Consider the following 23,541-nt stretch of genomic DNA (forward strand, 5'->3'; position numbering starts at 1 on the left):
TAAGCTACTAATGATTTTAAACTGAAGAGTTTGATCATGGCTCAGATTGAACGCTGGCGGCAGGCTTAACACATGCAAGTCGAGCGGGGAAGGTTGCTTCGGTAACTGACCCAGCGGCGGACGGGTGAGTAATGCTTAGGAATCTGCCATTTAGTGGGGGACAACATTCCGAAAGGAATGCTAATACCGCATACGTCCTACGGGAGAAAGCAGGGGATCTTCGGACCTTGCGCTAAATGATGAGCCTAAGTCGGATTAGCTAGTTGGTGGGGTAAAGGCCTACCAAGGCGACGATCTGTAGCGGGTCTGAGAGGATGATCCGCCACACTGGGACTGAGACACGGCCCAGACTCCTACGGGAGGCAGCAGTGGGGAATATTGGACAATGGGCGCAAGCCTGATCCAGCCATGCCGCGTGTGTGAAGAAGGCCTTTTGGTTGTAAAGCACTTTAAGCGAGGAGGAGGCTCTCTTAGTTAATACCTAAGATGAGTGGACGTTACTCGCAGAATAAGCACCGGCTAACTCTGTGCCAGCAGCCGCGGTAATACAGAGGGTGCGAGCGTTAATCGGATTTACTGGGCGTAAAGCGTGCGTAGGCGGCTTTTTAAGTCGGATGTGAAATCCCCGAGCTTAACTTGGGAATTGCATTCGATACTGGGAAGCTAGAGTATGGGAGAGGATGGTAGAATTCCAGGTGTAGCGGTGAAATGCGTAGAGATCTGGAGGAATACCGATGGCGAAGGCAGCCATCTGGCCTAATACTGACGCTGAGGTACGAAAGCATGGGGAGCAAACAGGATTAGATACCCTGGTAGTCCATGCCGTAAACGATGTCTACTAGCCGTTGGGGCCTTTGAGGCTTTAGTGGCGCAGCTAACGCGATAAGTAGACCGCCTGGGGAGTACGGTCGCAAGACTAAAACTCAAATGAATTGACGGGGGCCCGCACAAGCGGTGGAGCATGTGGTTTAATTCGATGCAACGCGAAGAACCTTACCTGGCCTTGACATACTAGAAACTTTCCAGAGATGGATTGGTGCCTTCGGGAATCTAGATACAGGTGCTGCATGGCTGTCGTCAGCTCGTGTCGTGAGATGTTGGGTTAAGTCCCGCAACGAGCGCAACCCTTTTCCTTACTTGCCAGCATTTCGGATGGGAACTTTAAGGATACTGCCAGTGACAAACTGGAGGAAGGCGGGGACGACGTCAAGTCATCATGGCCCTTACGGCCAGGGCTACACACGTGCTACAATGGTCGGTACAAAGGGTTGCTACCTAGCGATAGGATGCTAATCTCAAAAAGCCGATCGTAGTCCGGATTGGAGTCTGCAACTCGACTCCATGAAGTCGGAATCGCTAGTAATCGCGGATCAGAATGCCGCGGTGAATACGTTCCCGGGCCTTGTACACACCGCCCGTCACACCATGGGAGTTTGTTGCACCAGAAGTAGCTAGCCTAACTGCAAAGAGGGCGGTTACCACGGTGTGGCCGATGACTGGGGTGAAGTCGTAACAAGGTAGCCGTAGGGGAACCTGCGGCTGGATCACCTCCTTAACGAAAGATTGGTGACCGGTAAGAATCCACAACAAGTTGTTCTTCGAAGATGTATCTGAGGGTCTGTAGCTCAGTTGGTTAGAGCACACGCTTGATAAGCGTGGGGTCACAAGTTCAAGTCTTGTCAGACCCACCAAATCTGATAGCTGAAGCTGAGATTGAGATATATCGTTCATTATGATTTTAAGCTGGGGACTTAGCTTAGTTGGTAGAGCGCCTGCTTTGCACGCAGGAGGTCAGGAGTTCGACTCTCCTAGTCTCCACCATGAATTACTTAGTAATTCTGAGCTAAATAGATTATAGAGTTTAGTGAATACAGTCCAAGTTGACTGGTTTATTAATCTCTGTGATTTATCACAGTTTACTACGCACCGACGAGGTGGTAGTTAATCATTAACAGATTAGTAGAATTGAGTCTGAAATAAATTGTTCACTCATTCTTTGATTTAAACATTTCGATGTTTAAGTTGAATGAAATGAGAACTAGCAAAAACACTGAATCAAGCGTTTTGGTATATGAATTTAGATTGAAGCTGTACGGTGATTAAGTTCACGAAACAACAAGCTGTATGAATTAATGTTTACATTGATTCTGTTGCTACACCCACTTGTAGGTGTAACGACTGTTTGGGGTTGTATAGTCAAGTAATTAAGTGCATGTGGTGGATGCCTTGGCAGTCAGAGGCGATGAAAGACGTGATAGCCTGCGAAAAGCTCCGGGGAGGCGGCAAATATCCTTTGATCCGGAGATTTCTGAATGGGGGAACCCACCCGCTAAAAGGCGGGTATCATAAGCTGAATACATAGGCTTATGAAGCGAACGAGGGGAAGTGAAACATCTCAGTACCCTTAGGAAAAGAAATCAATTGAGATTCCCTTAGTAGCGGCGAGCGAACGGGGAGCAGCCCATTAAGTTATGTGTGTTCTAGTGGAACGCTCTGGGAAGTGCGAACGTAGAGGGTGATATTCCCGTACACGAAAGGGCACACATAATGATGACGAGTAGGGCGAGGCACGTGAAACCTTGTCTGAATATGGGGGGACCATCCTCCAAGGCTAAATACTCCTGACTGACCGATAGTGAACCAGTACCGTGAGGGAAAGGCGAAAAGAACCCCTGTGAGGGGAGTGAAATAGATCCTGAAACCGCATGCATACAAGCAGTGGGAGCACCTTCGTGGTGTGACTGCGTACCTTTTGTATAATGGGTCAGCGACTTATATTCAGTAGCAAGGTTAACCGCATAGGGGAGCCGTAGAGAAATCGAGTCTTAATAGGGCGTTTAGTTGCTGGGTATAGACCCGAAACCAGGCGATCTATCCATGAGCAGGTTGAAGGTTGGGTAACACTAACTGGAGGACCGAACCCACTGTCGTTGAAAAGCCAGGGGATGACTTGTGGATAGGGGTGAAAGGCTAATCAAGCCTGGTGATAGCTGGTTCTCCCCGAAAGCTATTTAGGTAGCGCCTCGGACGAATACCATTGGGGGTAGAGCACTGTTTCGGCTAGGGGGTCATCCCGACTTACCAAACCGATGCAAACTCCGAATACCAATGAGTACTATCCGGGAGACAGACTGCGGGTGCTAACGTCCGTAGTCAAGAGGAAAACAATCCAGACCGCCAGCTAAGGCCCCAAAATCATAGTTAAGTGGGAAACGATGTGGGAAGGCATAGACAGCTAGGAGGTTGGCTTAGAAGCAGCCACCCTTTAAAGAAAGCGTAATAGCTCACTAGTCGAGTCGGCCTGCGCGGAAGATGTAACGGGGCTAAAACTATGTGCCGAAGCTGCGGATGTATACTTTAGTATACGTGGTAGGGGAGCGTTCTGTAAGCCGATGAAGGTGTATTGAGAAGTATGCTGGAGGTATCAGAAGTGCGAATGCTGACGTGAGTAACGACAAAACGGGTGAAAAACCCGTTCGCTGAAAGACCAAGGGTTCCAGTCCAACGTTAATCGGGGCTGGGTGAGTCGACCCCTAAGGCGAGGCCGAGAGGCGTAGTCGATGGGAAATTGGTTAATATTCCAATACTTCTGTGTAATGCGATGAGAGGACGGAGAAGGTTAAGTCAGCCTGGCGTTGGTTGTCCAGGTGGAAGGCTGTAGGCATGCATCTTAGGCAAATCCGGGGTGCTCTATGCTGAGAGCTGATAGCAAGCTGTACTTGTACAGTGAAGTGGCTGATACCATGCTTCCAGGAAAAGTCTCTAAGCTTCAGTTACACAGGAATCGTACCCGAAACCGACACAGGTGGTCAGGTCGAGTAGACCAAAGCGCTTGAGAGAACTCTGCTGAAGGAACTAGGCAAAATGGTACCGTAACTTCGGGAGAAGGTACGCTGCTGACGGTGATGGGACTTGCTCCCTGAGCTGTTGGCAGCCACAGAAACCAGGCCGCTGCAACTGTTTATTAAAAACATAGCACTCTGCAAACACGAAAGTGGACGTATAGGGTGTGATGCCTGCCCGGTGCTGGAAGGTTAATTGATGGGGTTAGCGTAAGCGAAGCTCTTGATCGAAGCCCCAGTAAACGGCGGCCGTAACTATAACGGTCCTAAGGTAGCGAAATTCCTTGTCGGGTAAGTTCCGACCTGCACGAATGGCATAATGATGGCGGCGCTGTCTCCAGCAGAGGCTCAGTGAAATCGAAATCGCTGTGAAGATGCAGTGTACCCGCGGCTAGACGGAAAGACCCCGTGAACCTTTACTGCAGCTTGACATTGAACTTTGACCTTACTTGTGTAGGATAGGTGGGAGGCTTTGAAGTTAGAACGCTAGTTCTAATGGAGCCGTCCTTGAAATACCACCCTGGTAATGTTGAGGTTCTAACTCTGCCCCGTAATCCGGGGCGAGGACCATGTCTGGTGGGTAGTTTGACTGGGGCGGTCTCCTCCTAAAGAGTAACGGAGGAGTACGAAGGTGCGCTCAGCGTGGTCGGAAATCACGCGTAGAGTATAAAGGCAAAAGCGCGCTTAACTGCGAGACCCACAAGTCGAGCAGGTACGAAAGTAGGTCTTAGTGATCCGGTGGTTCTGTATGGAAGGGCCATCGCTCAACGGATAAAAGGTACTCTGGGGATAACAGGCTGATACCGCCCAAGAGTTCATATCGACGGCGGTGTTTGGCACCTCGATGTCGGCTCATCTCATCCTGGGGCTGAAGCAGGTCCCAAGGGTATGGCTGTTCGCCATTTAAAGAGGTACGCGAGCTGGGTTTAGAACGTCGTGAGACAGTTCGGTCCCTATCTACCGTGGGCGCTGGAAATTTGAGAGGATCTGCTCCTAGTACGAGAGGACCAGAGTGGACGAACCTCTGGTGTACCGGTTGTGACGCCAGTCGCATCGCCGGGTAGCTATGTTCGGAAGGGATAACCGCTGAAAGCATCTAAGCGGGAAGCCTACCTCAAGATAAGATTTCCCTAGGAATTTATTCCTCTAAAGAGCCGTTCGAGACTAGGACGTTGATAGGTTGGGTGTGGAAGCACGGTGACGTGTGAAGCTGACCAATACTAATTGCTCGTGAGGCTTGACTATACAACACCCAAACAGTTGTTGTATTCAAGATAAATTCAATACATAACTTGATTTAGTGTCAAAACTAGTTACAATACGACTCAATTAACTAATCCGTTAATAACTCTTTCGGTACTAAGTGGCAAAAAACGTAAGACCACCCAAAACCAAAACAGTTTGCTGGCGACAATAGCAAGAGTGAACCACCTGATCCCTTCCCGAACTCAGAAGTGAAACCTCTTAGCGCTGATGGTAGTGTGGCACTTGCCATGTGAGAGTAAGTCATCGCCAGCTTTTAAATCTAAACACCCCTAACCTGACGGTTGGGGGTGTTTTTTATTGGATAGAAAAAATATAATAGATGAAAAATATAACTTGTCTCTAAGTTTTAGCCTTGATCCATCTATTTTTAGATTATTACCAACTTATCTAGACCTTCTAAAAATAGAGTTTATCGGTGTATAAATGCGTAAATTAGTTAAAAAGCGGAAAAAGTACCAGGTTAAACCTAGCGATCTAAATAATAGCAATAAATTGAAACAGTTTGAGCTGATTGACATCATTCCGAATAAAAATGGCTCTGAATATGATTTGCCAGTTTATGGTCAAGTAGCCCCTTTTTGGAGAACCATTTTTCAATATTTAATGTTGGTTTTCGCCCTATTTCTCTTATTTATCTTCATCTCTCTAGGACTTGTACTCATAGATGAAATTATTGATCTAGGCAATATTGATATAGATCAGTTTATTGCAGATCAATGGATTAAGTTGCTTTTAGTCGCTTTTATCATGCCTTTATTGATTCTATTTTTTTATTCTAAGCCCAGAGCAACTCAAAAAAAGGCTGTTAAAAACTACGCGATAAAGGATGATCATATTGAATTCATTTTATTAGATAATACCAGTAAATACTTAGAATTTGATCAAATTACCAATGTAACTATTATTCCAGCAAAGGCAGGTAATTATATATTCTCTGTTCTTTATAATTGTACTAATACGGGTAATCACGTCAAGATATACAACCTATTTGAACCTAATTTCTCAATGTTAAGAATTTATCCATTGAAAAATAAAGAATTCATGCTTAGTGTTTTCTTACAGCAGTTAAGGAAAAAGAATCCCACGGCACATATAGATTCTCTGTTTAGCTCTCTTTTATGTATTGATCCTGAGACATTCATGCTGGATATAGATCAATTGAATAGAACAAAGAGGATAAATAATATTTTTTGGTTAGGCATGACTATTTTGGTCATTGGATTATTATTTTTAAATTTTTGGTATGAGAATTGAGTAAAGAGATTTAATCTGAGGTGAATTATGTGTTTTGACTTAAAGGTATTTTATCCTAATAAAGAAAAAAATATTACATTAGATAAAATGTTGCTGATTCTCAGTTTTTCTTCTTTAGCTATTATAATTTTCTTATTTTCTATAAAGCCAATCTATGCTTCCAATTTATATCATCTTGTTCATTTATTGGCGCTTTTTTTTATTGTGGTGTATGTGGTCAGAGGATTCAGAAGAAAGGGGAAAATACAGACTTTACGTGGAAAGTGTAGTGGATCAATAATTTTTTCTACTAGTAAAATCAAGATTGATAAAAATATTTACGATTGTAGTGAAGTAAAGAGTTTACTTATTTATAATAGGGATTATAGAGGGAAACCATTATTATATTCTATAGATAATATGCTCTCTAATGGTAGTAATAATGCGATTATAATGAAATTTAAAGATAATAATGAGGCCAAATTTTATTTTATTCAGGAAAATAGGAATGCAATAAAAAAATATTCACCAATATTTGAAAAATATATTAATGAACAGAGTATATATGTGGAAGTTTTTGATTTTTGAGATTAGTAAATGATCTCAAAGAGAAAAACTTGTATTATTTTACTTTTTTCTATTTCCGCTGTAAGGTTATTGGCGGTATATTTTTAAAAACTTATCATAAATAATGATTGAAGGGAAATAACATGTCAACTGATCAGCAATTTCCAGCACCAGCCAACCTAGGGATCGCAGTGTATTCAAACAATGCCGAAGCCATTGGGAACACACCTTTAGTGCGTATCAACCGTCTGATTAAAACGGGTGCAACGGTTTTAGCCAAAGTCGAAAGCCGCAATCCTGCATTTTCAGTGAAGTGTCGTATTGGTGCTGCTTTGATTGCAGATGCAGAAAAACGTGGTGTACTGAAAGCTGGCATGCATATTGTTGAACCGACCAGTGGTAATACAGGGATTGCTTTAGCCTTTGTTGCAGCGGCAAAAGGTTATCCAATTACCTTAACCATGCCTGCAAGTATGAGCCTGGAGCGCCGAAAGGTTTTAAAAGCTTTAGGTGCAAATCTGGTTTTAACTGAGCCTGCTAAAGGAATGAAAGGTGCAGTAGATGAAGCTGTTCATTTAGCTACGGAAAATCCAGAACTATATTTCTTGCCGCAACAATTTGAAAATCCAGCCAATCCTCAAATTCATGTCGATACCACTGGTCCTGAAATCTGGCAGGCAACCAATGGACAAGTTGATATTCTCGTGGCTGGTGTCGGCACAGGCGGAACCATTACCGGAATTTCTCGTTATTTTGAGCACGTTCAGAATAAGCCAATTTATTCTGTAGCAGTTGAACCGGCTGAATCTCCAATCATTACTCAAACCAAAAATGGCGAAAGCATTACCCCGGCACCGCATAAAATTCAAGGTATTGGCGCCAACTTCATTCCGAAGAACTTAGATCTAGATTTGGTAGATGAAGTTGTAGCTGTGAATAGTGCGGATGCCATTGAGTGGGCAAGAAAGTGTGCAACTCAAGAAGGGATTTTGGTTGGTATCTCCAGTGGTGCAGCATTGGCGGCGGCAGCTCAAATTGCAGAACGTCCTGAAAATGCGGGTAAAACGATTGTGGTGATCTTACCGGATAGCGGTGAACGTTACCTATCTTCAGTCTTATTTGAAGGTCTGTTTGACGAAGCTTAAATCTATTGTTCAAGTTATAAAAAACCATGCCTAAGCGCATGGTTTTTTCATTTTTGCTGTATTTTTTATAAGGCTTTTTTCAAGGTTTTTTCATGGCGTTTCACCGAGCGGGCGTACTTTTTACCTTTATGCCGTGTCCAGAAGCTACGTTGATAACCTGTTGGGCCAACATTGTAATAGGCTACGGCTTTGGACCAGCTTCCAGCAGATCGATAGTAGGTCGAGAGGACATGCGCGCCACAGTTAATGTTGACATTTTCATCATAAAGATTGCCTGGGCAAGCCTGATTCCAATGACTGGAAATGATTTGGGTTAAACCAATGGCCCCCGTTGGTGAGCGGGCAGCGCTATTGTAATTGGATTCCTGTCGAATCAGCGCGGCCAGTAAAGTCGGCGATACATCATAACGCTCAGCACTTTGAATGATCATCGGTGATAAACGATTGGCCGTGCTGGGTGAAACAGAATAAGCGTTTTGTAAGCCTGAGGAGAGTTGATTCGAGCGATTTGCAAATGATCCGCTTAAGCTACTACACGCGGAAAGACTCACTGCCATAATGATAAGGCTGAGCTTTAAAAAAAGTGAACCGAGCGCGTGAGAAGTCATACCTTGATCAGTTGATGTAGAGACGATTTGCAAAACCAAGACCCGAGACAGAATAAAATTATTAGGATGGTATGCACTCGGTTTAGGGGAGTCAATAGCAGTTGTTTTACCGTATTCATTCTTTTAAACGGGACATAAAAAAGCCCCGACATCCTGTCGAGGCTTTTCATATTAGGTTTCTTGCCATCAACTCCTGTCAATGACCACATCCTGTGCTGTTATTGTTCTGAATGAGACGTCCTGTCCCTGTATGAGTCCAATATTAATGAACGTAAGATAATGACGACATTCGCCAATGACGCCAACCGGTGTAGATTTTTACCGACAAGGTTTATAAAGCTTCTTTCAAGGACTGTTCATGCCGTTTGACTGAGCTGGCATAACGTTCAGCTTGTTGGCGCATATACGGGCTTCTGCGATAGCCTGTCGGACCCACATTGTAATAACCCAAGGCTTTTGCCCAGTCTCCAGTAGATTGATAGTAGTTCGCCAAAATATAGGCACCACAATTAATATTGACATGTTCATCATACAGATCACCTGGACAAAACTGTTGCCAGAATTTTGGACGGACCTGCGTTAATCCCACTGCATCCGCAGAGGAGCGGGCAAACGTGCGATAACTGGATTCCTGACGAATCAGTGCAGCGAGTAAATGCGGGGAAATGTTATGTCGTTCAGCAGTTTTGAGAATGATCGGAGCAACGCGATTAGCTGTGCTCGGCGCAACGGAGTAGGCGTTCTGGATTCCTGTTGCAAATTGTTGAGATTGACGTACAGAAGGGCCTTGAGTACTGGTACAGGCAGCGGTTAAATAGCTAATGAAAAGGACGACACTCAATTTGGCAAAAGTGATTGGGAACCGAGAAAAGCAAAATTTGTTGTAAATTATCATCGTAAAACAAGACTGACCATCATATATAAAACATGCGGATAGTAGGTAGCAAGCCACAGGGAGTCAATGCAGAATCGTAAGTTAAATCGTTTACTTTTTTTGTATTCAAACAAACTCAAGGACAATAAAAAAGCCCCGACATCCTGTCGAGGCTTTTCATATTTGGTTTCTTGCCGCCAACTCCTGTCAACGACCACATCCTGTGTTCTTGTTATTCTGAATGAGACATCCTGTCTCTCTATGCTTCATATCTTAGTGAATCTATCTCTCTAGGGATATTCGCCAATGACCACAGTCACTGTAGGCTTTTGCTTACAAAGTCCCAATTAGTGTTTCTTTAGAATCCATCCTACCAACCTTTGTGCAATCGGTGCACAGACCAATACGCTAGGAAAGGCAAACATCCACGCCACGATCCAGGCTGACATCCACATGGCAAAGAAATGTTCGATAAAACCGACTGCCTTTAATGTAGTGATGCCAGAAATTAAAAAAGACATCATGCAGGACAAAACCAATGGAAATAAAAGACTTGCTGCTTTCACGTGATCACCACTCCTTGATATGCACTTAAGCTGAATGCAAAATTTTGTCCAAATAGCTGGGCAGTTTTGATATCACCAAAATCAAAGGCATCTGCTGCACTGGCATGTTCAGCTTGTGCCATAAGCCCAGTCCATGAGCCGAGACGATTGGCTGCTTGCGTATACGGAACCCCTTGATGTTGCTCAGGTAAAATAGGGTTACCAACCCATATCATACCGTGTTGCATCGAAAAGGTGAAAAGTGAAATCAGTGTAGATTGCTTATCCCCTGCGGGCAGTGAGGAAACGGTAAATCCTGCGGCTAATTTTCCTTTAAATGCTTGTTTTTTCCATAAAGGCCCTGTGGCATCCATTAATTGTTTGAATGTGCCTGAAACACCACCCAAATAGGTGGGGGAGCCCCAAATCAGTCCGTCATAGTGACAGAGTAATTCGGGTTGAGACATTAACTGCTCAGCGCTGAATAAATCAGTTTTAATCTGTCCAACTTGCGCTATACCGCGTTGAATCTGTTGGGCAATAAACTGGGTGTGGCCCTGACGGCTATGATAAATAATGGCAATCGATTTCATGGTTGATCCCTCAGTGAAATAATGCAAGCAATAGCGCGCTGAGATATAAACCGCAGCCGAAAATAGCGTGGTTGATCAGGCTTCGTAGACAGTTATGCAAAGGCTGTGCTGTTTTAGCTGAGGCAAAGCCTGCCCCCATAGCCGGTTGCATAATCAAGAAGGGAACAAGCACTGTAATCACCCCGAAAATAAAAGCAGAGCTAAATTGAGGCTGTCGTAACCATGCTTCTCCAACAATCAGCACAAAGCTGAACGCAAACAGCATGCCGACACTGTAATGTGCCAGCCAACCCAAGGCATATTCCTGTCGGATGGCAGGACTTTGCGCAATCGATGCATGGATGAACTTGCCTCGAAACATCCAGCCCAACCAACGGCCCAACAAAGCAAAATTTAAGCTTGGGCGGTTGAGTGTTTTTAACAGCAATAGCCACATATCCATCATGATTGTGGCACCGACACCTAAACACAGGATTTGAAATAACAGTTCTGCAGTTTCCATTTTTCACCTTGATCTTTTTTGCGTAAAACGCGATAAAGATAGTGTGCAAGTTCAAGTCAACTTGAAGTCAAGGGGTATTTATGGATATTGGAGAAGTTGCGAAGCGGGCCCATGTGAGCACCTCAACCTTACGCTTTTATGAAGAAAAAGGTTTAATCAAATCAATAGGGCGTCATGGATTACGCCGACAATATGGCAAGCAGGTTCTGGATCAATTGGCATTGATTGCTTTGGGGCGGGCGGCAGGTTTTTCTCTCAATGAAATTGCACAGATGTTTGGCGAAAATGGTCAGCCTGAACTGGATCGCGCCATGCTCAATGAAAAAGCTGAACAATTGCAACTCATGATCCAGCGCCTGGATTTTATCAGCCAGGGACTGAGACATGCTGCGGTATGCCCCGCAGAAAATCATATGCAATGCCCAACCTTTCAAAACTTTTTAAAAGCTGCGATTGCGGGTGCATATCGACCGATCAAACTTGAGTAAGACCGGATAGGCGATCATTAGCGTAATTTATAAAACAAAATGTCGGGTTACATTGTCATATTTTCGCCATAAAGAGTTCATGCGATTGCAGTAAAAATGTCATCAAAGCTTGCTTAAATTGGCGTAATTTTTGACCAAGCGTATAAAACCATGAATAAGAAAACTTTATTGGCCGTATTGTGCAGTACAGCTTTAGGACTCAGTGCCTGTAACGATGATAATAAACAAGATCAGACCACACCCACAGAGAAAGTTACCGAGCCTACTTTAGTCTCTTTTGCCAAAATTGATGTTGCAACTTATGCGGCTGGCCCCGACTCGGGTAAAGCCGTGAGTGGTGCCAATGGAATTTATCCGCCATTTAAAGGCCAACCGGTACAAGGCTTTTCTGCCGCTTTGAAAAATGCGGATGGTAGTTATATGGCCATGGCCGATAACGGTTTTGGCACACAGGACAATTCAGCCGATTTCTTGTTACGTATTTATAAAATCAAAGCAGACTTTAAAAGCAAAGCTAAAGGCACAGGACAAGTGGCTGTGCAAGGTTTTATCCAGCTACGTGATCCCAATAAACTGATTCCTTTTGAAATTGTGAATGGCAATACCGCAGAGCGTTTGTTGACTGGGGCGGATTTTGATCCTGAATCGATGCAACGTGCTGCGGATGGAAGCTACTGGATTGGCGACGAGTTTGGTCCTTATCTGTTGCACTTCTCGGCAGAAGGTGTCTTGCTCGATGCGCCGATTGGATTGCCAAATCCATTGAATCCGGCACAAGAATTACGTTCGCCACAAAATCAACTGAATAAAGCCAATATCAATTATGTTGAGCCTCTGGTGGGGCGCAGTAGTGGCTTCGAGGGCATGGCAATTTCACCAGATGGCAAGTATTTATATCCTTTGCTGGAAAAACCTTTACTGAATGATGCAACTGGCCGACTACTGATTTCTCAGTTTGACCTTCAGAAAAAAGCCTATACCGGTGTTTATTATTGGTTTGAGCTGAATAGCAAAGCCACCAATATTGGCGATTTCCAATTGTTTAATGACAAAGAAGGCATCATTATCGAGCGGGATGTGAGCCAGAATAATCTAGGCGGATATAAAAAACTGATCCGGATTAAGTTCAATGAGCCTAAACAAGCGGTAGCGCGTGAAGATCTGGTCGACTTGATGAAGATTGCCAATCCAGATGCTTTATATGGCAACGTGCGGGCAGGGGATATTGGAACAGGTAAGGTTTTTGCATTTCCATTTGAGACCATTGAAGATGTCATCATTGAAAATGGCACGACTTTGACGGTATTGAATGACAATAATTTCCCGGGTTCATCGGGACGTAACGCCAAACTTGCCGACGACAATGAAATTATTCAGATTCGTCTGCCTAAAGCATTATTTTAAACATTCGGTCAAAATCGCCGAAATGATCATTCCGCATTTCGGCTGAAGGCGTATACTGATTGGGCATAAGGAGTCCTCATGTCTGAATCAGTGTTGCGCCCAACCCATATCGAGTATGGTTCAAAATCGTTTACTGCGATTTTATGGTCCTTGTTCTTTGCCGGTTTTGCATCATTTTCATCGTTGTACTGTGTTCAGCCGATGATGCCGATTTTTGCAGAATTCTTTCATGTAACGCCTACCCATAGCAGTTTCCCACTGTCTTTTTCAACCATTGCACTTGCAATCGGTCTGCTATTCACCGGTTTTATTTCTGATCGTTTTGGGCGTAAGCCGATCATGGTATTTGCCTTATTTCTGGTCTCGATTTTATTGCTGTTGAGTGCGTCGTTTCCCGTTTGGGAAATTTTCCTGACCACCCGTGTTTTTATTGGTCTAGCGGTCAGCGGTGTGGCTGCAGTAGCGATGACGTATATTGGTGAAGAAATTGCGCAAAAAGATATTGGCTTCGCGATGGGGTTATATATTTCAGGTACAGCCATTGGCGGCATGGGGGGACGGTTGATTGCAGGGGTACTGGTTGACTTTATCTCATGGCAAGCAGCAACTTATGCAATTGGTTTTATCAATTTCATTATCGCCTGTCTATTTTATCTGTTACTTCCCAAATCACAGCATTTCAAGCCCTTTCCATTCCGTTTTTCCCGTTTTAAGGCGGCGTTTGAGCATAATTTAAAAGATCCGAAATTACGGATTCTGTTTGCCCAAGGATTTATCTTGATGGGCTGTCTGGTCACTGTATTTAACTATATTAGTTATCACTTGCTGGAAGCTCCCTTTCATTTATCACAAACCTGGATTGGCCTGATTTCGATCGCGTATCTGGCCGGGATTTATAGTTCACCCAAAGCTGCCAAATGGGGCTTTAAATATGGGCGCGATAAGGTGCTACCGGTGCTGTTACTTACCATGATGCTGGGGGTGTTAATTACTTTAATTCCATCTTTATGGACGATTCTGCTCGGGCTGATTATTTTTACTTTTTCTTTTTTTGCCGCGCATTCGACTGCCAGTAGCTGGGTTTCTGTACAGGCCGTGCAATACCGTGCAGTCGCATCTTCACTGTATTTGCTCTGCTATTACATCGGGTCAAGTTTATTGGGCAGTAGCGGTGGTCTGGTCTGGGAAAACTTTGGCTGGACGGGGATTACATGCATGGTCGCGGTGGTGTTAATGCTGGGGCTGCTTTTAGCATTGCAATTGCGTAAAGTGCCGCAAAAAAATTAAGCCAGAGCAGCTTTGTTTAAACTTTATACAAATAATTTGTTATCCTCTTGTTCCTGAATGTTTTATAAACAGGGAAAATGAATGAAATTCATGTTAAAATGATCGGCTTTCATCTTTAGATGTCTCTCCTCCATCTGCTAGCCGAGATTCGCAAGCCATGTCTACTGCCTATACCACGCAGACCGCGCCAAAAGCGCTGTTTGATTACGACAAATATTGGGCGTCGTGTTTTGAACCCGCACCATTTTTGCCGATGTCACGAGAAGAAATGGATCTGCTCGGCTGGGATGCATGTGACTTTATCTTGGTGTGTGGGGATGCTTATATTGATCATCCTTCATTTGTATCGGGGGTGATCGGGCGAGTGTTAGAAGCACAGGGCTTCCGTGTCGGCATCATTGCCCAGCCAGACTGGACCAATGTCGAGAGCTTCCGCGTTTTAGGCAAACCGACCATTGCATGGGGCGTAACCGCAGGGAACATGGATTCGATGATCAACCGTTATACGGCAGATCGTAAAATCCGTTCTGATGATGCCTATTCACCGAATAATGAAGCAAATAAACGTCCAGACCGTGCTGCAACTGTCTATTGCCAGCGTTGTCGTGAAGCCTTCCCGGATGTACCTGTTCTACTCGGCGGGATTGAAGGCAGTCTACGCCGTATTGCACATTATGATTACTGGTCCGATAAAGTCCGTCGTTCAATCTTGATGGATTCGAAGGCTGATTTATTGATGTACGGCAATGGCGAGCGCGCCATTATCGACGTGATGCATCGCTTGGCCAAAGGTGAAAAAGTTCACGAGATTACCGATGTTCGCGGTACCGCATTTATCATCAATAAACATAATAAAAAATCGAAAGCACAATTTGTCGAAATTGCCAGTAATGACGTCGATACTGTTGGCCGTGTCGATCCGATTATCAATCCTTATGTGATGACCGAAGATATTGATGGCTGTGAAGTTGAAAAAGAAAAAGGCAATTCACTGGCACAATATCAAAACTTCCAGAAAGAAATTGTGGCTAACCCGATTGTGCGTGAAGGCGACAATCTGGATCCAGATACCCAGATCGTACAGCTGAAAGCTGCACCCTCAAAAGCAATTAAACATAAATTACCGCCACGTGAGCTGGCCGTGATCCGTTTACCTTCTTTTGAAGAAGTGGCCAATGATCAGGTACTCTATGCCCATGCCAACCGTATTTTGCATCTGGAAACCAATCCGGGTAATGCGCGTGCTTTGGTACAGCGTCATGGTGAGCGTGATGTTTGGATCAATCCACCACCAATTCCTTTAACGACTGAGGAAATGGATTACGTGTTTGATTTGCCTTATGCACGTTTACCGCACCCAGCCTATGGCAATGCGCGTTTCCCTGCATTTGACATGATCAAGTTCTCCGTGAATATCATGCGTGGTTGTTTTGGTGGCTGTACTTTCTGTTCGATTACTGAACATGAAGGCCGGATTATTCAGAACCGTTCGGAAGATTCAATTCTGCGTGAAATTGAAAAAATCCGTGATACTGCACCAAATTTCACCGGCATTATTTCGGACCTCGGCGGTCCAACCGCAAATATGTACCGCTTGCACTGTAATGATCCTGAGATTGAAAAGAATTGCCGTAAGCCATCATGTGTTTATCCAGGTGTGTGCCAAAACCTGCATACCGATCATGCGCCTCTGGTTCAGTTATACCGTAAGGCCCGTGAAATCAAGGGCGTGAAGAAGATCCTAATTGGTTCAGGTTTACGTTATGATCTGGCTGTTCTGAATCCTGAATATGTGAAAGAGCTGGTTCAGCACCATGTCGGCGGTTATCTGAAAATTGCGCCTGAGCATACCGAAAATGGTCCATTATCGAAGATGATGAAACCGGGCATCGGGACTTATGACCGCTTTAAGCAGATGTTTGAGCGTTTCAGTAAGGAAGCAGGTAAGGAACAATATTTAATTCCGTACTTTATTGCTGCGCATCCGGGTACCACCGATTATGACATGATGAATCTGGCGATCTGGTTAAAGAAAAACGGTTTCCGTGCCGATCAGGTCCAGACTTTCTATCCATCACCAATGGCAACTGCGACCACGATGTATTATTCAGGCAAGAACCCGTTGTCTAAAGTGGCGCGTTATACGGAGAGTGTGGACATTGTCAAAGGCGAAAAACGTCGTCGCTTGCATAAAGCTTTCTTGCGTTACCATGATCCAAACAACTGGCCGTTATTACGTGAAGCCTTGAAGGACATGGGTCGTTCTGACCTGATTGGTAATTCAAAACAGCATTTGATTCCGACCTATCAGCCACAAGGAACCGCTGAAGGAGAATATAAGTCTGCACGTAAGAAGAACTCGAGCGTTGCGGGAGACTCGGCCAAACGTGGTCAAACTTCAAACCGTTCTTCATCTGGGCAAAAACGGCCGCAGAAAGGCCAGGTATTAACCCAGCACAATGGTTTACCTCCACGTGAAACAGGTGAAAAGAGACCATTCTCTGGCAAGCCAAAATCCAAAGCAAAAGCCCATCGTTAATTTGATGGAAAAAAGGCATGATATTTCATGCCTTTTTTATTTTCATCGCAGGCAAAGATTTATATTTTGATCACAAAACCATCAGGATTGGAAACATAAACTGACAATAACGACTTGAATAATGCCAGCGTAATGATTATAAATAAAGGGTAGAGGGCAGTTACGACTTTGGTCGTCTGGAAAAATACGATTAAAAAACTTAAGTTTGCACTGCAAAATGAATTTGCTATCGCTGTTATTGATTAAAAAAATTGGCTTAAAGCCAAAAATGATTATAAAAAATCTAAAGGGATTGATGGGTAATGTATTATTTCATAACAATAGTTGGGTTGCTGTTGATCACAGCATTAGCACTTCGCCGCCTTCAACAAAACAGGCGTCAAGACAGTCCATTAAAACGCCGCGGTATTTTGAATATTGCCGAGCAGATCACCTTAATGCGTTTGCAAGCCGTTTTGCCACGTCATACCGTATTGGCACATGTATCTTTTGACGCCTTACTCACCACCAAATTTGCACATACGCGCCGTAAATATCAAGGTTTGGTGGCTGACTTTGTGGTGCTCGACCAGCAACATCAGGTACTGGCGATTATTGAGATTGCAGACGAATCCTATGTTAATCGCCTGCATCAGAAACATTATCAGGACAGTTTGCTCGAGTTGGCCGGCTATCGTGTATTGCGTTATAGCAGTATTCCGACCGAACAGGAACTAAGAGAAGATCTGATGCCTGATCTGTTTGAACCGATGACCATTCCAACCACGGTCGTCACATCAGCTCCGCTGCCAAAAATGGAGCGGATGATGAAATATAATGAATTCGCCGTAAAATCGTATTAATCAGGGCGAACCGCAGTCACTGTCATTTCAACCAGAACATCCGGTGCATAGAGTTTAGATTCGACACAGGTACGTGCTGGGGGATGTCCCTCAGCAATCCATGCATCCCATACCGCATTCATGGCGGCATAATCTCGTTCGATATCTTTTAGAAAAATGGTAATTGATAAGATATGGGTCTTGTCTGTACCTGCATCTGCCAGAAAACGATCAATATTGTCTAAAGTTTGCTGTGTTTGTGCACTTACATCAACACTGGTGTCATCTGCCAGTTGGCCTGCGAGATGAACAAGATTTCCTGAAATTGCGACCTCGCAAAAACGTGAAGTGACATGAAGTCGTTGCACAGACATAGTGATTCCTTAATGAATGGGATACTGTCTGGATTGTACTTGATGCAATTGAATCGCAGTGTAATTTTGTATAAATCAGGCGGGAAAAGTTTCTATTTCCATTAAATCATCAGGGAATGAAGGAGGAAATGAAAAGCGAAAGATGAAGAATTTTGATTGGAAAAAGAAGCAACTCAACAACATCGGAAGTGCCCTGTAATCTTCGGATTTGATCGTCACACCAATCACAGGAGCAGATGCTAAAAGCGAGGTTTTCTTTAGCAAAGCGCATAACATGGATAATGTTACGGCGTTGTTTAGAGTACTGAATATTGCATAAAAAGCAAACATAAATTTGAACAATAATCATGCTTCTGTTTAAAAAAACAGCACTACCATAAAGAAAGCTGGGATTCGTCCTGTGCCGTCTGTAGCTGGTAAACCCCGACCCCGATCAGACGGAACTGAAACGCCGGATCGATATGCATTTCATTAAGCAACTGGAAAACCACTTGTGCTAAGTCCTGTTGGGATTGTAGGGCCTGCTTAAAACTTTTACTGTGCTGCAACACCTGAAAATTCTTGAGTTTAAGCTTTACACTGACCCCGCGTGCGCTCAGTTGTTTTTTATTCAAACTGCGCCATACCTGCTCGGCGAGCGGCTGCCAAGCATGCTGACATTGTTCGAGGGTATAGTCGTCGTCAAAGGTAATCTCTTTGGAAATCTGCTGGCGTTCGCGTTCTGCTTTTACAGGGCGGTGGTCAACTCCCTGCGCATATAAATACAGCTGTTTGCCGTATTTGCCAAAATGATGAATCAGGACATTCTCTTCGATTTTTTGCAGATCACCCAGGGTATGCAAATTCAGCTGGCTTAATCGTTCCTGAGTGACCTTACCGACTCCCGGGATTTTGCTTAGCGCTAAATCCTGAATAAATTTCAGTACTTGATGCGGTTTAATCACAAATAAGCCATTGGGTTTATTCCAGTCCGAGGCGATTTTTGCCAGAAACTTGTTTGGTGCCACACCGGCAGAAGCTGTCAGTCCCGTAGTTGCAAAAATATCGGCACGGATATGCGCCGCCACTTCAGTCGCACTCGGAATATTCTTCAAATTTTCAGTCACATCCAGATAGGCTTCATCTAAGGATAGAGGTTCAATCAAAGCTGTATATTGCTGAAAAATCTGATGAATCTGCGCTGAAACTTCACGGTATTTTTCAAAGTTGGGTTCAATCACCACCACCTGTGGACAGAGTTTTTTGGCTTGTCCCATCGACATGGCTGAACGCAGTCCAAAGACACGGGCTGGATAGGAGGCAGCCGCAATGACTGCACGTGGATGGTGTGAAGATACCACGACGGGTAAATCTTTGAGATCAGGACGTTCTCTCAGTTCGACTGAGGCATAAAAGGCATCCATGTCGATATGGATGATTTTTCGTAATTCATTTGGCATCTTGAATGCCTTGCTGTTTCAGGAAAATCCGCCATTGTTTAGGTGATTCGGCATAGACATTTAAATCCACTGCTTTGGGAATACCAGCAATTTTTCCCTGACTGCTATGTTGCCAAAACGTCCATTGGCGACCATCCTTGAGCTCAGGTTTGCCTTCATAATCTCTGACCCAAAGCGGCGTTTCGGTGAAATTCCCCATCAACACAATATGATAAAAGCTTTTCGAGATATAAAAGATCGGCTGTTTGCCATAATGTTTATGCAATTGATCATGCATGACCTGAATTTCTTTTAGTAACTGCTCTTTGGTATAGGTATTGATACAGTTACTGTCATATTCCAGATCAATGGCGGGGGGCAGGGCATCCGCTTTCTTCGGCACGGTCGCAATAAAGTTTTCAGCTTGTCCCTTACCGTCACGACATAGGCGATAGAAATGATAGGCGCCGACATGTAAGCCTTGTTCGCGAGCCTTGAGCCAGTTTTGTTGGAAATTACGGTCGCGGAAATCGCCGCCTTCGGTGGCTTTGAGATAGACAAATTGATATTGCATCGGAGAGATTTTTTTCCAGTTGATCTCCCCTTGATGATGGGAAACATCAAAACCACGAATGGCATAGTCTTGCGCAGCAGCTTTCTGTTGATAGAACAGACCGAAATAACTCACCACACCCAGCATGGCTGCTAATCCGATACTGGCATAGGTCGGATAGTGTTGAGAGAAGGAAGATGCTGCGGGTTTCTTTGCCATAGTATCAGTAATTATGCGAGGTCGAGATGAGTGCCAGATTTGCAGTATTGATCATGTAGCAATTGTACCCGTTTCGCCTTGGCATTGACCATCTGACTACCAAATTGTTCCACAAATCTACAGGACGCATAAGGTTCGGCACGCTGTTGATAATCGTGAATCCAGTTATTTCTACTGGCGACATGTTGCTGATCCACGGGCCATACACCGAAGCCTAAGCGCTGCATGCCAATGCGCCACGGTTTTGGACTGATACGGGCCCGAAAACAGTGCTGGTTTTTACACATCCGGACATAGTGAGGATCAGCCTTGATCGACTGAAACAGTAACTCGGCTTCTTTTCCATTGGCATCAAAGGTTCGATGCATTGCCAAGATCCGGTGTCCCTTTGGCGTACGGTAGACACGCAAATGCCAGTCCGGATGCTGTTGAGAAAAGTTGCGGATCGAGGCGAGTGAGCGCTGTTCAGGTGTCGTGGTAAAACGTTGTTGTAGCCTAGATAAACTTTTGGCAAAAACACGGATCAGTAGAAATGACATCATCAGGCCAATAACCAGAATCAGCCAGGACATGAAATAAGCAGTGACTGCGATTGAAAGTAACAGCAGCAAGAAAACAGTAGCAACATGCACGGTCAACCGAGCGGATTCTGCAAAGTCGATATCGGCAAATAGCACATCAGGCGTATTGAGGCACAAGGCGCCGTAGGCATTGCGCGTGATCACCACATCATCATGCTGGGCAATAATTTCTTCGCGAATGGGCAGACCTTCGGCACCGTTATATGAGGCTTTATGGTCCATTCGATGAATGTTTTCACCGGCTTTAATCTTCTCAATCGCTTGTGCAATACGGTGCTCTGCATGCACTTGGGCCGCCGCTAGGCTCTGATCTGACCAACCAAAACGTTTAAGCGTGTAATGACGTCCTGCTATACGGGTTTTTACTTTGGCTTCAGCCCAGTACCGGGGAATAAGCATCGAATATTTTCCTTATTATTTTGATATGGTTGCCACAGCAATATCTTTAATCGGTGGTTTCTTTAGGGATCTGCCAGAAGACCATCGCCGTAATGATGTTGATACAACCGAGGGTAATAAGGGTGGCATGGAATGCGGTGCTAATCGAAGCAGATGAGTAATATTGACCAAATACATTGATCAAGGTACCTGCCAGTGCCACGCCCATACTCATGGACAGCATCATAATCATCGATAAGAAACTATTGCCGCTGCTGGCATCCTGCTGAGGTAAGTCTTTCAAGGTCAGGGTATTCATACCGACAAACTGCAATGAATTGAGAGTACCAAAGATAAACAAATGCAAGATTTTCAGCCACAGCGGTGTCGCTGCCGTCATCAGGGAAAAACTGGCAATACATAGCCCGACCAACACGGTATTGGTCAGTAAGAAACGGCGATAACCGACCCGTTGAATCAGTGGGCGTACGATGGGCTTGGAAAATAATGAGCCGAGTACCATCGGGATCATCATCAAACCGGTAATGAACGGTTCGAAACCAAATGCTACCTGTAGCATGAGCGGTAAAATAAATGGAATCGCATTACTGCCCAAACGGGCAAAGAAATTGCCTAAAACGCCGACCGAAAAAATTTTGTAGCCAAATAAGCGCCCATGAAACAGGGCATTCTGATGAGTGTGGGCATGGTAAGCATAGCCTGCCGCAGCGATCAGTCCAGCCGCCAATAGCGCTAAACTGACCAGCCGGGAATATTGCGGTGTCGCGATATTCTCGATGCCCAAAGACAAGCCGACCATCGCCACAATTAATAAGATAAAGCCGCTTAAATCAAAGGATTTAACTGTAGGTTCTTTGCGATTTGGCATGATTTTGCAGGTCATGATCATCCCGAGAATACCCATCGGAATATTGATCAGGAAAATCCAGTGCCAGGTGGTGACTTCCACCAGCCAGCCGCCTAAGGTCGGGCCCATTAACGGGCCCACCAGTCCGGCCAGACTCATCAGGCTCATGGCGGAAAGAAATTGTGAGCGTGGAATAATCTTGAGTAGGGCCAGACGACCTACCGGCATCAGCAATGCGCCACCAACCCCTTGAATCACCCGGAAAAACAACAGTTGTTCCAGATTCTGGGATAAGCCGCAGCCGAGCGAAGCCAGACTAAAAATGATCATGGAGCTCAGATAAATATTGCGGATACCAAAGCGATCTGCCAGCCAGCCACTTAAAGGAATACATGCCGCAACCGACAATACATAGGCCACAATCACACCATGCATTTGCAAGGGGTTTTCATTGAGTTGTACAGCCATGGCTGGAATCGCGGTATTGACGATGGTGGTGTCCAGTGCCTGCATAAAAAAGCCAATGGAAACCAGAAGGACCAATAATCGGAATTCGGGTTGTACTGCCTGATGGGTTGTGCTGGTCATGAGCCTTGATGAGTAAAAATTCAGTTTTAGTTTAATGCAAACAGGCGTGAAATAAAGACAAAAATTGTCAAATAGCGGTCATGGAACTGACATTAAAATGTTGGTGAGTCCCTCTGCTTCGTCTCAGGATTCTCCTGCTAGACTAAAGGGCCATAAAAAAAGCGGATCCAATCGATCCGCTTTTTTATATTGCAATCTTATACTTCAATATGGCTTGGCGTATTCAGGTTCTTGATCGCACTTGAGATTTGTTCAAGCGTGTCACAAATAACAACTTTGGCGCGATGTTGTGGCGGTAAAAAACCTTCTTCAACGGCATGATCCAGTTGCGCAATCAGTGCATCATAAAAATGGTTCACGTTATAGATAATCATGGGCTTTTGGTGCTGGTTGAGTTGTCCCCAGGTTGCAATTTCCAGAATTTCTTCAAAGGTACCCAAACCACCCGGCAAGGCAATAAAGGCACTGGCCCGTTCGGCCATCAGTGCCTTACGTTCATGCATGGACTGGACAATATGCAGCTCGGTCAGACGGTGATGGGCAATTTCATAATCCAGCATGAATTCTGGGATCACACCGACCACTTCACCGCTATGATCAAGTACGGTATCGGCGACTTGGCCCATCAAGCCAATGCTGGCACCGCCATAGACAATACCAAGACCCTGAGCGGCAATATGCTGGGCCAGTTCGATGGCTTTATCACGGTAAATCGGTTTATTGCCAGTACGTGAACCGCAATAAAGGGCAATGAGAGATTGGGTGGTTTTTATGGGAGTAGGGGTAATGCTTTTCTTTTCAGTCATTATTAGAACACTATTCATTCGTTTATTTTCACCTTATCATTT

At 44.6% G+C, this 23,541-nt stretch carries 19 protein-coding genes, 2 tRNA genes and 3 rRNA genes; 13 read left to right on the forward strand and 11 right to left on the reverse strand.

Annotated features, from left to right (window positions below):
* Window positions 1-18: 18 nt before the first annotated feature.
* From J699_RS01365 to cysK, 8 genes are all read left to right on the forward strand, one after another.
* Window positions 19-1,555, forward strand: a 16S ribosomal RNA gene (locus J699_RS01365).
* Between the two features lie 59 nt (window positions 1,556-1,614).
* Window positions 1,615-1,691, forward strand: a tRNA-Ile gene (locus tag J699_RS01360).
* 54 nt (window positions 1,692-1,745) lie between these two features.
* Window positions 1,746-1,821: transfer RNA gene (locus J699_RS01355), tRNA-Ala, on the forward strand.
* A 373-nt stretch (window positions 1,822-2,194) separates the two neighbouring features.
* A 23S ribosomal RNA gene (locus J699_RS01350) occupies window positions 2,195-5,087 on the forward strand.
* A 158-nt stretch (window positions 5,088-5,245) separates the two neighbouring features.
* Window positions 5,246-5,360 (forward strand): 5S ribosomal RNA (rrf, locus tag J699_RS01345).
* The 16S, 23S and 5S rRNA genes sit together here with 2 tRNA genes alongside, the layout of an rRNA operon.
* Before the next feature lie 171 nt (window positions 5,361-5,531).
* Window positions 5,532-6,362 (forward strand): hypothetical protein, encoded by an 831-nt coding sequence (locus J699_RS01340; RefSeq protein ID WP_032871293.1) that lies wholly within the window; start codon window positions 5,532-5,534, stop codon window positions 6,360-6,362.
* 27 nt (window positions 6,363-6,389) lie between these two features.
* Window positions 6,390-6,929: a hypothetical protein gene (locus tag J699_RS0218925; protein ID WP_032871292.1), complete on the forward strand. Its 540-nt coding sequence runs from the start codon at window positions 6,390-6,392 to the stop codon at window positions 6,927-6,929.
* Window positions 6,930-7,051: 122 nt separating this feature from the next.
* Entirely contained in the window at window positions 7,052-8,053 is a 1,002-nt protein-coding gene (gene cysK / locus J699_RS01335) for a cysteine synthase A (protein ID WP_032871290.1), read from the forward strand.
* 65 nt (window positions 8,054-8,118) lie between these two features.
* Here the strand turns inward: cysK and J699_RS01330 are convergent, their stop codons facing one another.
* The 5 genes from J699_RS01330 to J699_RS01310 form a co-directional block, all read right to left on the reverse strand.
* The gene (locus J699_RS01330) at window positions 8,119-8,661 is read right to left on the reverse strand and encodes a lytic transglycosylase domain-containing protein (RefSeq protein WP_050441713.1); all 543 of its coding nucleotides are present in this window, start codon (window positions 8,659-8,661) and stop codon (window positions 8,119-8,121) included.
* A 331-nt stretch (window positions 8,662-8,992) separates the two neighbouring features.
* The gene (locus tag J699_RS01325; protein WP_032871288.1) at window positions 8,993-9,556 is read right to left on the reverse strand and encodes a lytic transglycosylase domain-containing protein; all 564 of its coding nucleotides are present in this window, start codon (window positions 9,554-9,556) and stop codon (window positions 8,993-8,995) included.
* A 326-nt stretch (window positions 9,557-9,882) separates the two neighbouring features.
* A complete protein-coding gene (locus tag J699_RS01320) occupies window positions 9,883-10,101 on the reverse strand; it encodes a DUF2798 domain-containing protein (RefSeq protein ID WP_032871286.1) in 219 nt (72 codons plus the stop codon).
* Window positions 10,098-10,673, reverse strand: a complete 576-nt coding sequence (locus tag J699_RS01315) for a flavodoxin family protein (RefSeq protein ID WP_032871284.1) — start codon at window positions 10,671-10,673, stop codon at window positions 10,098-10,100. The genes J699_RS01320 and J699_RS01315 overlap by 4 nt, the downstream gene beginning before the upstream one ends.
* Before the next feature lie 10 nt (window positions 10,674-10,683).
* Window positions 10,684-11,175 (reverse strand): DUF2938 domain-containing protein, encoded by a 492-nt coding sequence (locus tag J699_RS01310; RefSeq protein WP_032871282.1) that lies wholly within the window; start codon window positions 11,173-11,175, stop codon window positions 10,684-10,686.
* Between the two features lie 80 nt (window positions 11,176-11,255).
* Here J699_RS01310 and J699_RS01305 point away from each other — a divergent pair, with 80 nt between their 5' ends.
* The 5 genes from J699_RS01305 to J699_RS01285 all read left to right on the forward strand — a co-directional run bounded on the left by J699_RS01305 (window position 11,256) and on the right by J699_RS01285 (window position 17,735).
* Window positions 11,256-11,663, forward strand: a complete 408-nt coding sequence (locus tag J699_RS01305) for a helix-turn-helix domain-containing protein (RefSeq protein ID WP_032871280.1) — start codon at window positions 11,256-11,258, stop codon at window positions 11,661-11,663.
* A gap of 150 nt (window positions 11,664-11,813) precedes the next feature.
* The gene (locus J699_RS01300; RefSeq protein ID WP_032871278.1) at window positions 11,814-13,067 is read left to right on the forward strand and encodes an esterase-like activity of phytase family protein; all 1,254 of its coding nucleotides are present in this window, start codon (window positions 11,814-11,816) and stop codon (window positions 13,065-13,067) included.
* A 78-nt stretch (window positions 13,068-13,145) separates the two neighbouring features.
* Window positions 13,146-14,354, forward strand: coding sequence for an MFS transporter (locus J699_RS01295; protein WP_032871276.1), 1,209 nt, complete (start codon window positions 13,146-13,148; stop codon window positions 14,352-14,354).
* A 157-nt stretch (window positions 14,355-14,511) separates the two neighbouring features.
* On the forward strand, window positions 14,512-16,893 hold the full coding sequence (locus tag J699_RS01290; protein WP_009508435.1) for a YgiQ family radical SAM protein: 2,382 nt from the start codon (window positions 14,512-14,514) through the stop codon (window positions 16,891-16,893).
* A gap of 302 nt (window positions 16,894-17,195) precedes the next feature.
* Window positions 17,196-17,735, forward strand: a complete 540-nt coding sequence (locus J699_RS01285) for a DUF2726 domain-containing protein (protein WP_005226302.1) — start codon at window positions 17,196-17,198, stop codon at window positions 17,733-17,735.
* Here the strand turns inward: J699_RS01285 and J699_RS01280 are convergent.
* The 6 genes from J699_RS01280 to J699_RS01255 form a co-directional block, all read right to left on the reverse strand.
* Window positions 17,732-18,088, reverse strand: a complete 357-nt coding sequence (locus tag J699_RS01280) for a RidA family protein (protein WP_004773913.1) — start codon at window positions 18,086-18,088, stop codon at window positions 17,732-17,734. The genes J699_RS01285 and J699_RS01280 overlap by 4 nt on opposite strands.
* Before the next feature lie 371 nt (window positions 18,089-18,459).
* Complete coding sequence (gene dinB / locus J699_RS01275; RefSeq protein WP_032871273.1) at window positions 18,460-19,527, reverse strand: DNA polymerase IV; 1,068 nt, start codon at window positions 19,525-19,527, stop codon at window positions 18,460-18,462.
* Window positions 19,517-20,278 carry a GH25 family lysozyme gene (locus J699_RS01270; RefSeq protein ID WP_032882981.1) on the reverse strand — a complete coding sequence of 254 codons (762 nt, stop codon included), beginning with the start codon at window positions 20,276-20,278 and terminating at the stop codon, window positions 19,517-19,519. The genes dinB and J699_RS01270 overlap by 11 nt, the downstream gene beginning before the upstream one ends.
* An 11-nt stretch (window positions 20,279-20,289) precedes the next feature.
* Window positions 20,290-21,258 (reverse strand): hypothetical protein, encoded by a 969-nt coding sequence (locus J699_RS01265; protein ID WP_032871269.1) that lies wholly within the window; start codon window positions 21,256-21,258, stop codon window positions 20,290-20,292.
* 46 nt (window positions 21,259-21,304) lie between these two features.
* Window positions 21,305-22,693: a multidrug transporter subunit MdtD gene (mdtD, locus tag J699_RS01260; protein WP_032871268.1), complete on the reverse strand. Its 1,389-nt coding sequence runs from the start codon at window positions 22,691-22,693 to the stop codon at window positions 21,305-21,307.
* A gap of 197 nt (window positions 22,694-22,890) precedes the next feature.
* Window positions 22,891-23,517: a TIGR00730 family Rossman fold protein gene (locus J699_RS01255; protein ID WP_032871266.1), complete on the reverse strand. Its 627-nt coding sequence runs from the start codon at window positions 23,515-23,517 to the stop codon at window positions 22,891-22,893.
* Window positions 23,518-23,541 lie beyond the last annotated feature (24 nt).

Origin of the sequence: Acinetobacter sp. 1000160, assembly GCF_000588715.1 — a bacterium.
Classification (GTDB): Bacteria; Pseudomonadota; Gammaproteobacteria; order Pseudomonadales; family Moraxellaceae; genus Acinetobacter; species Acinetobacter courvalinii.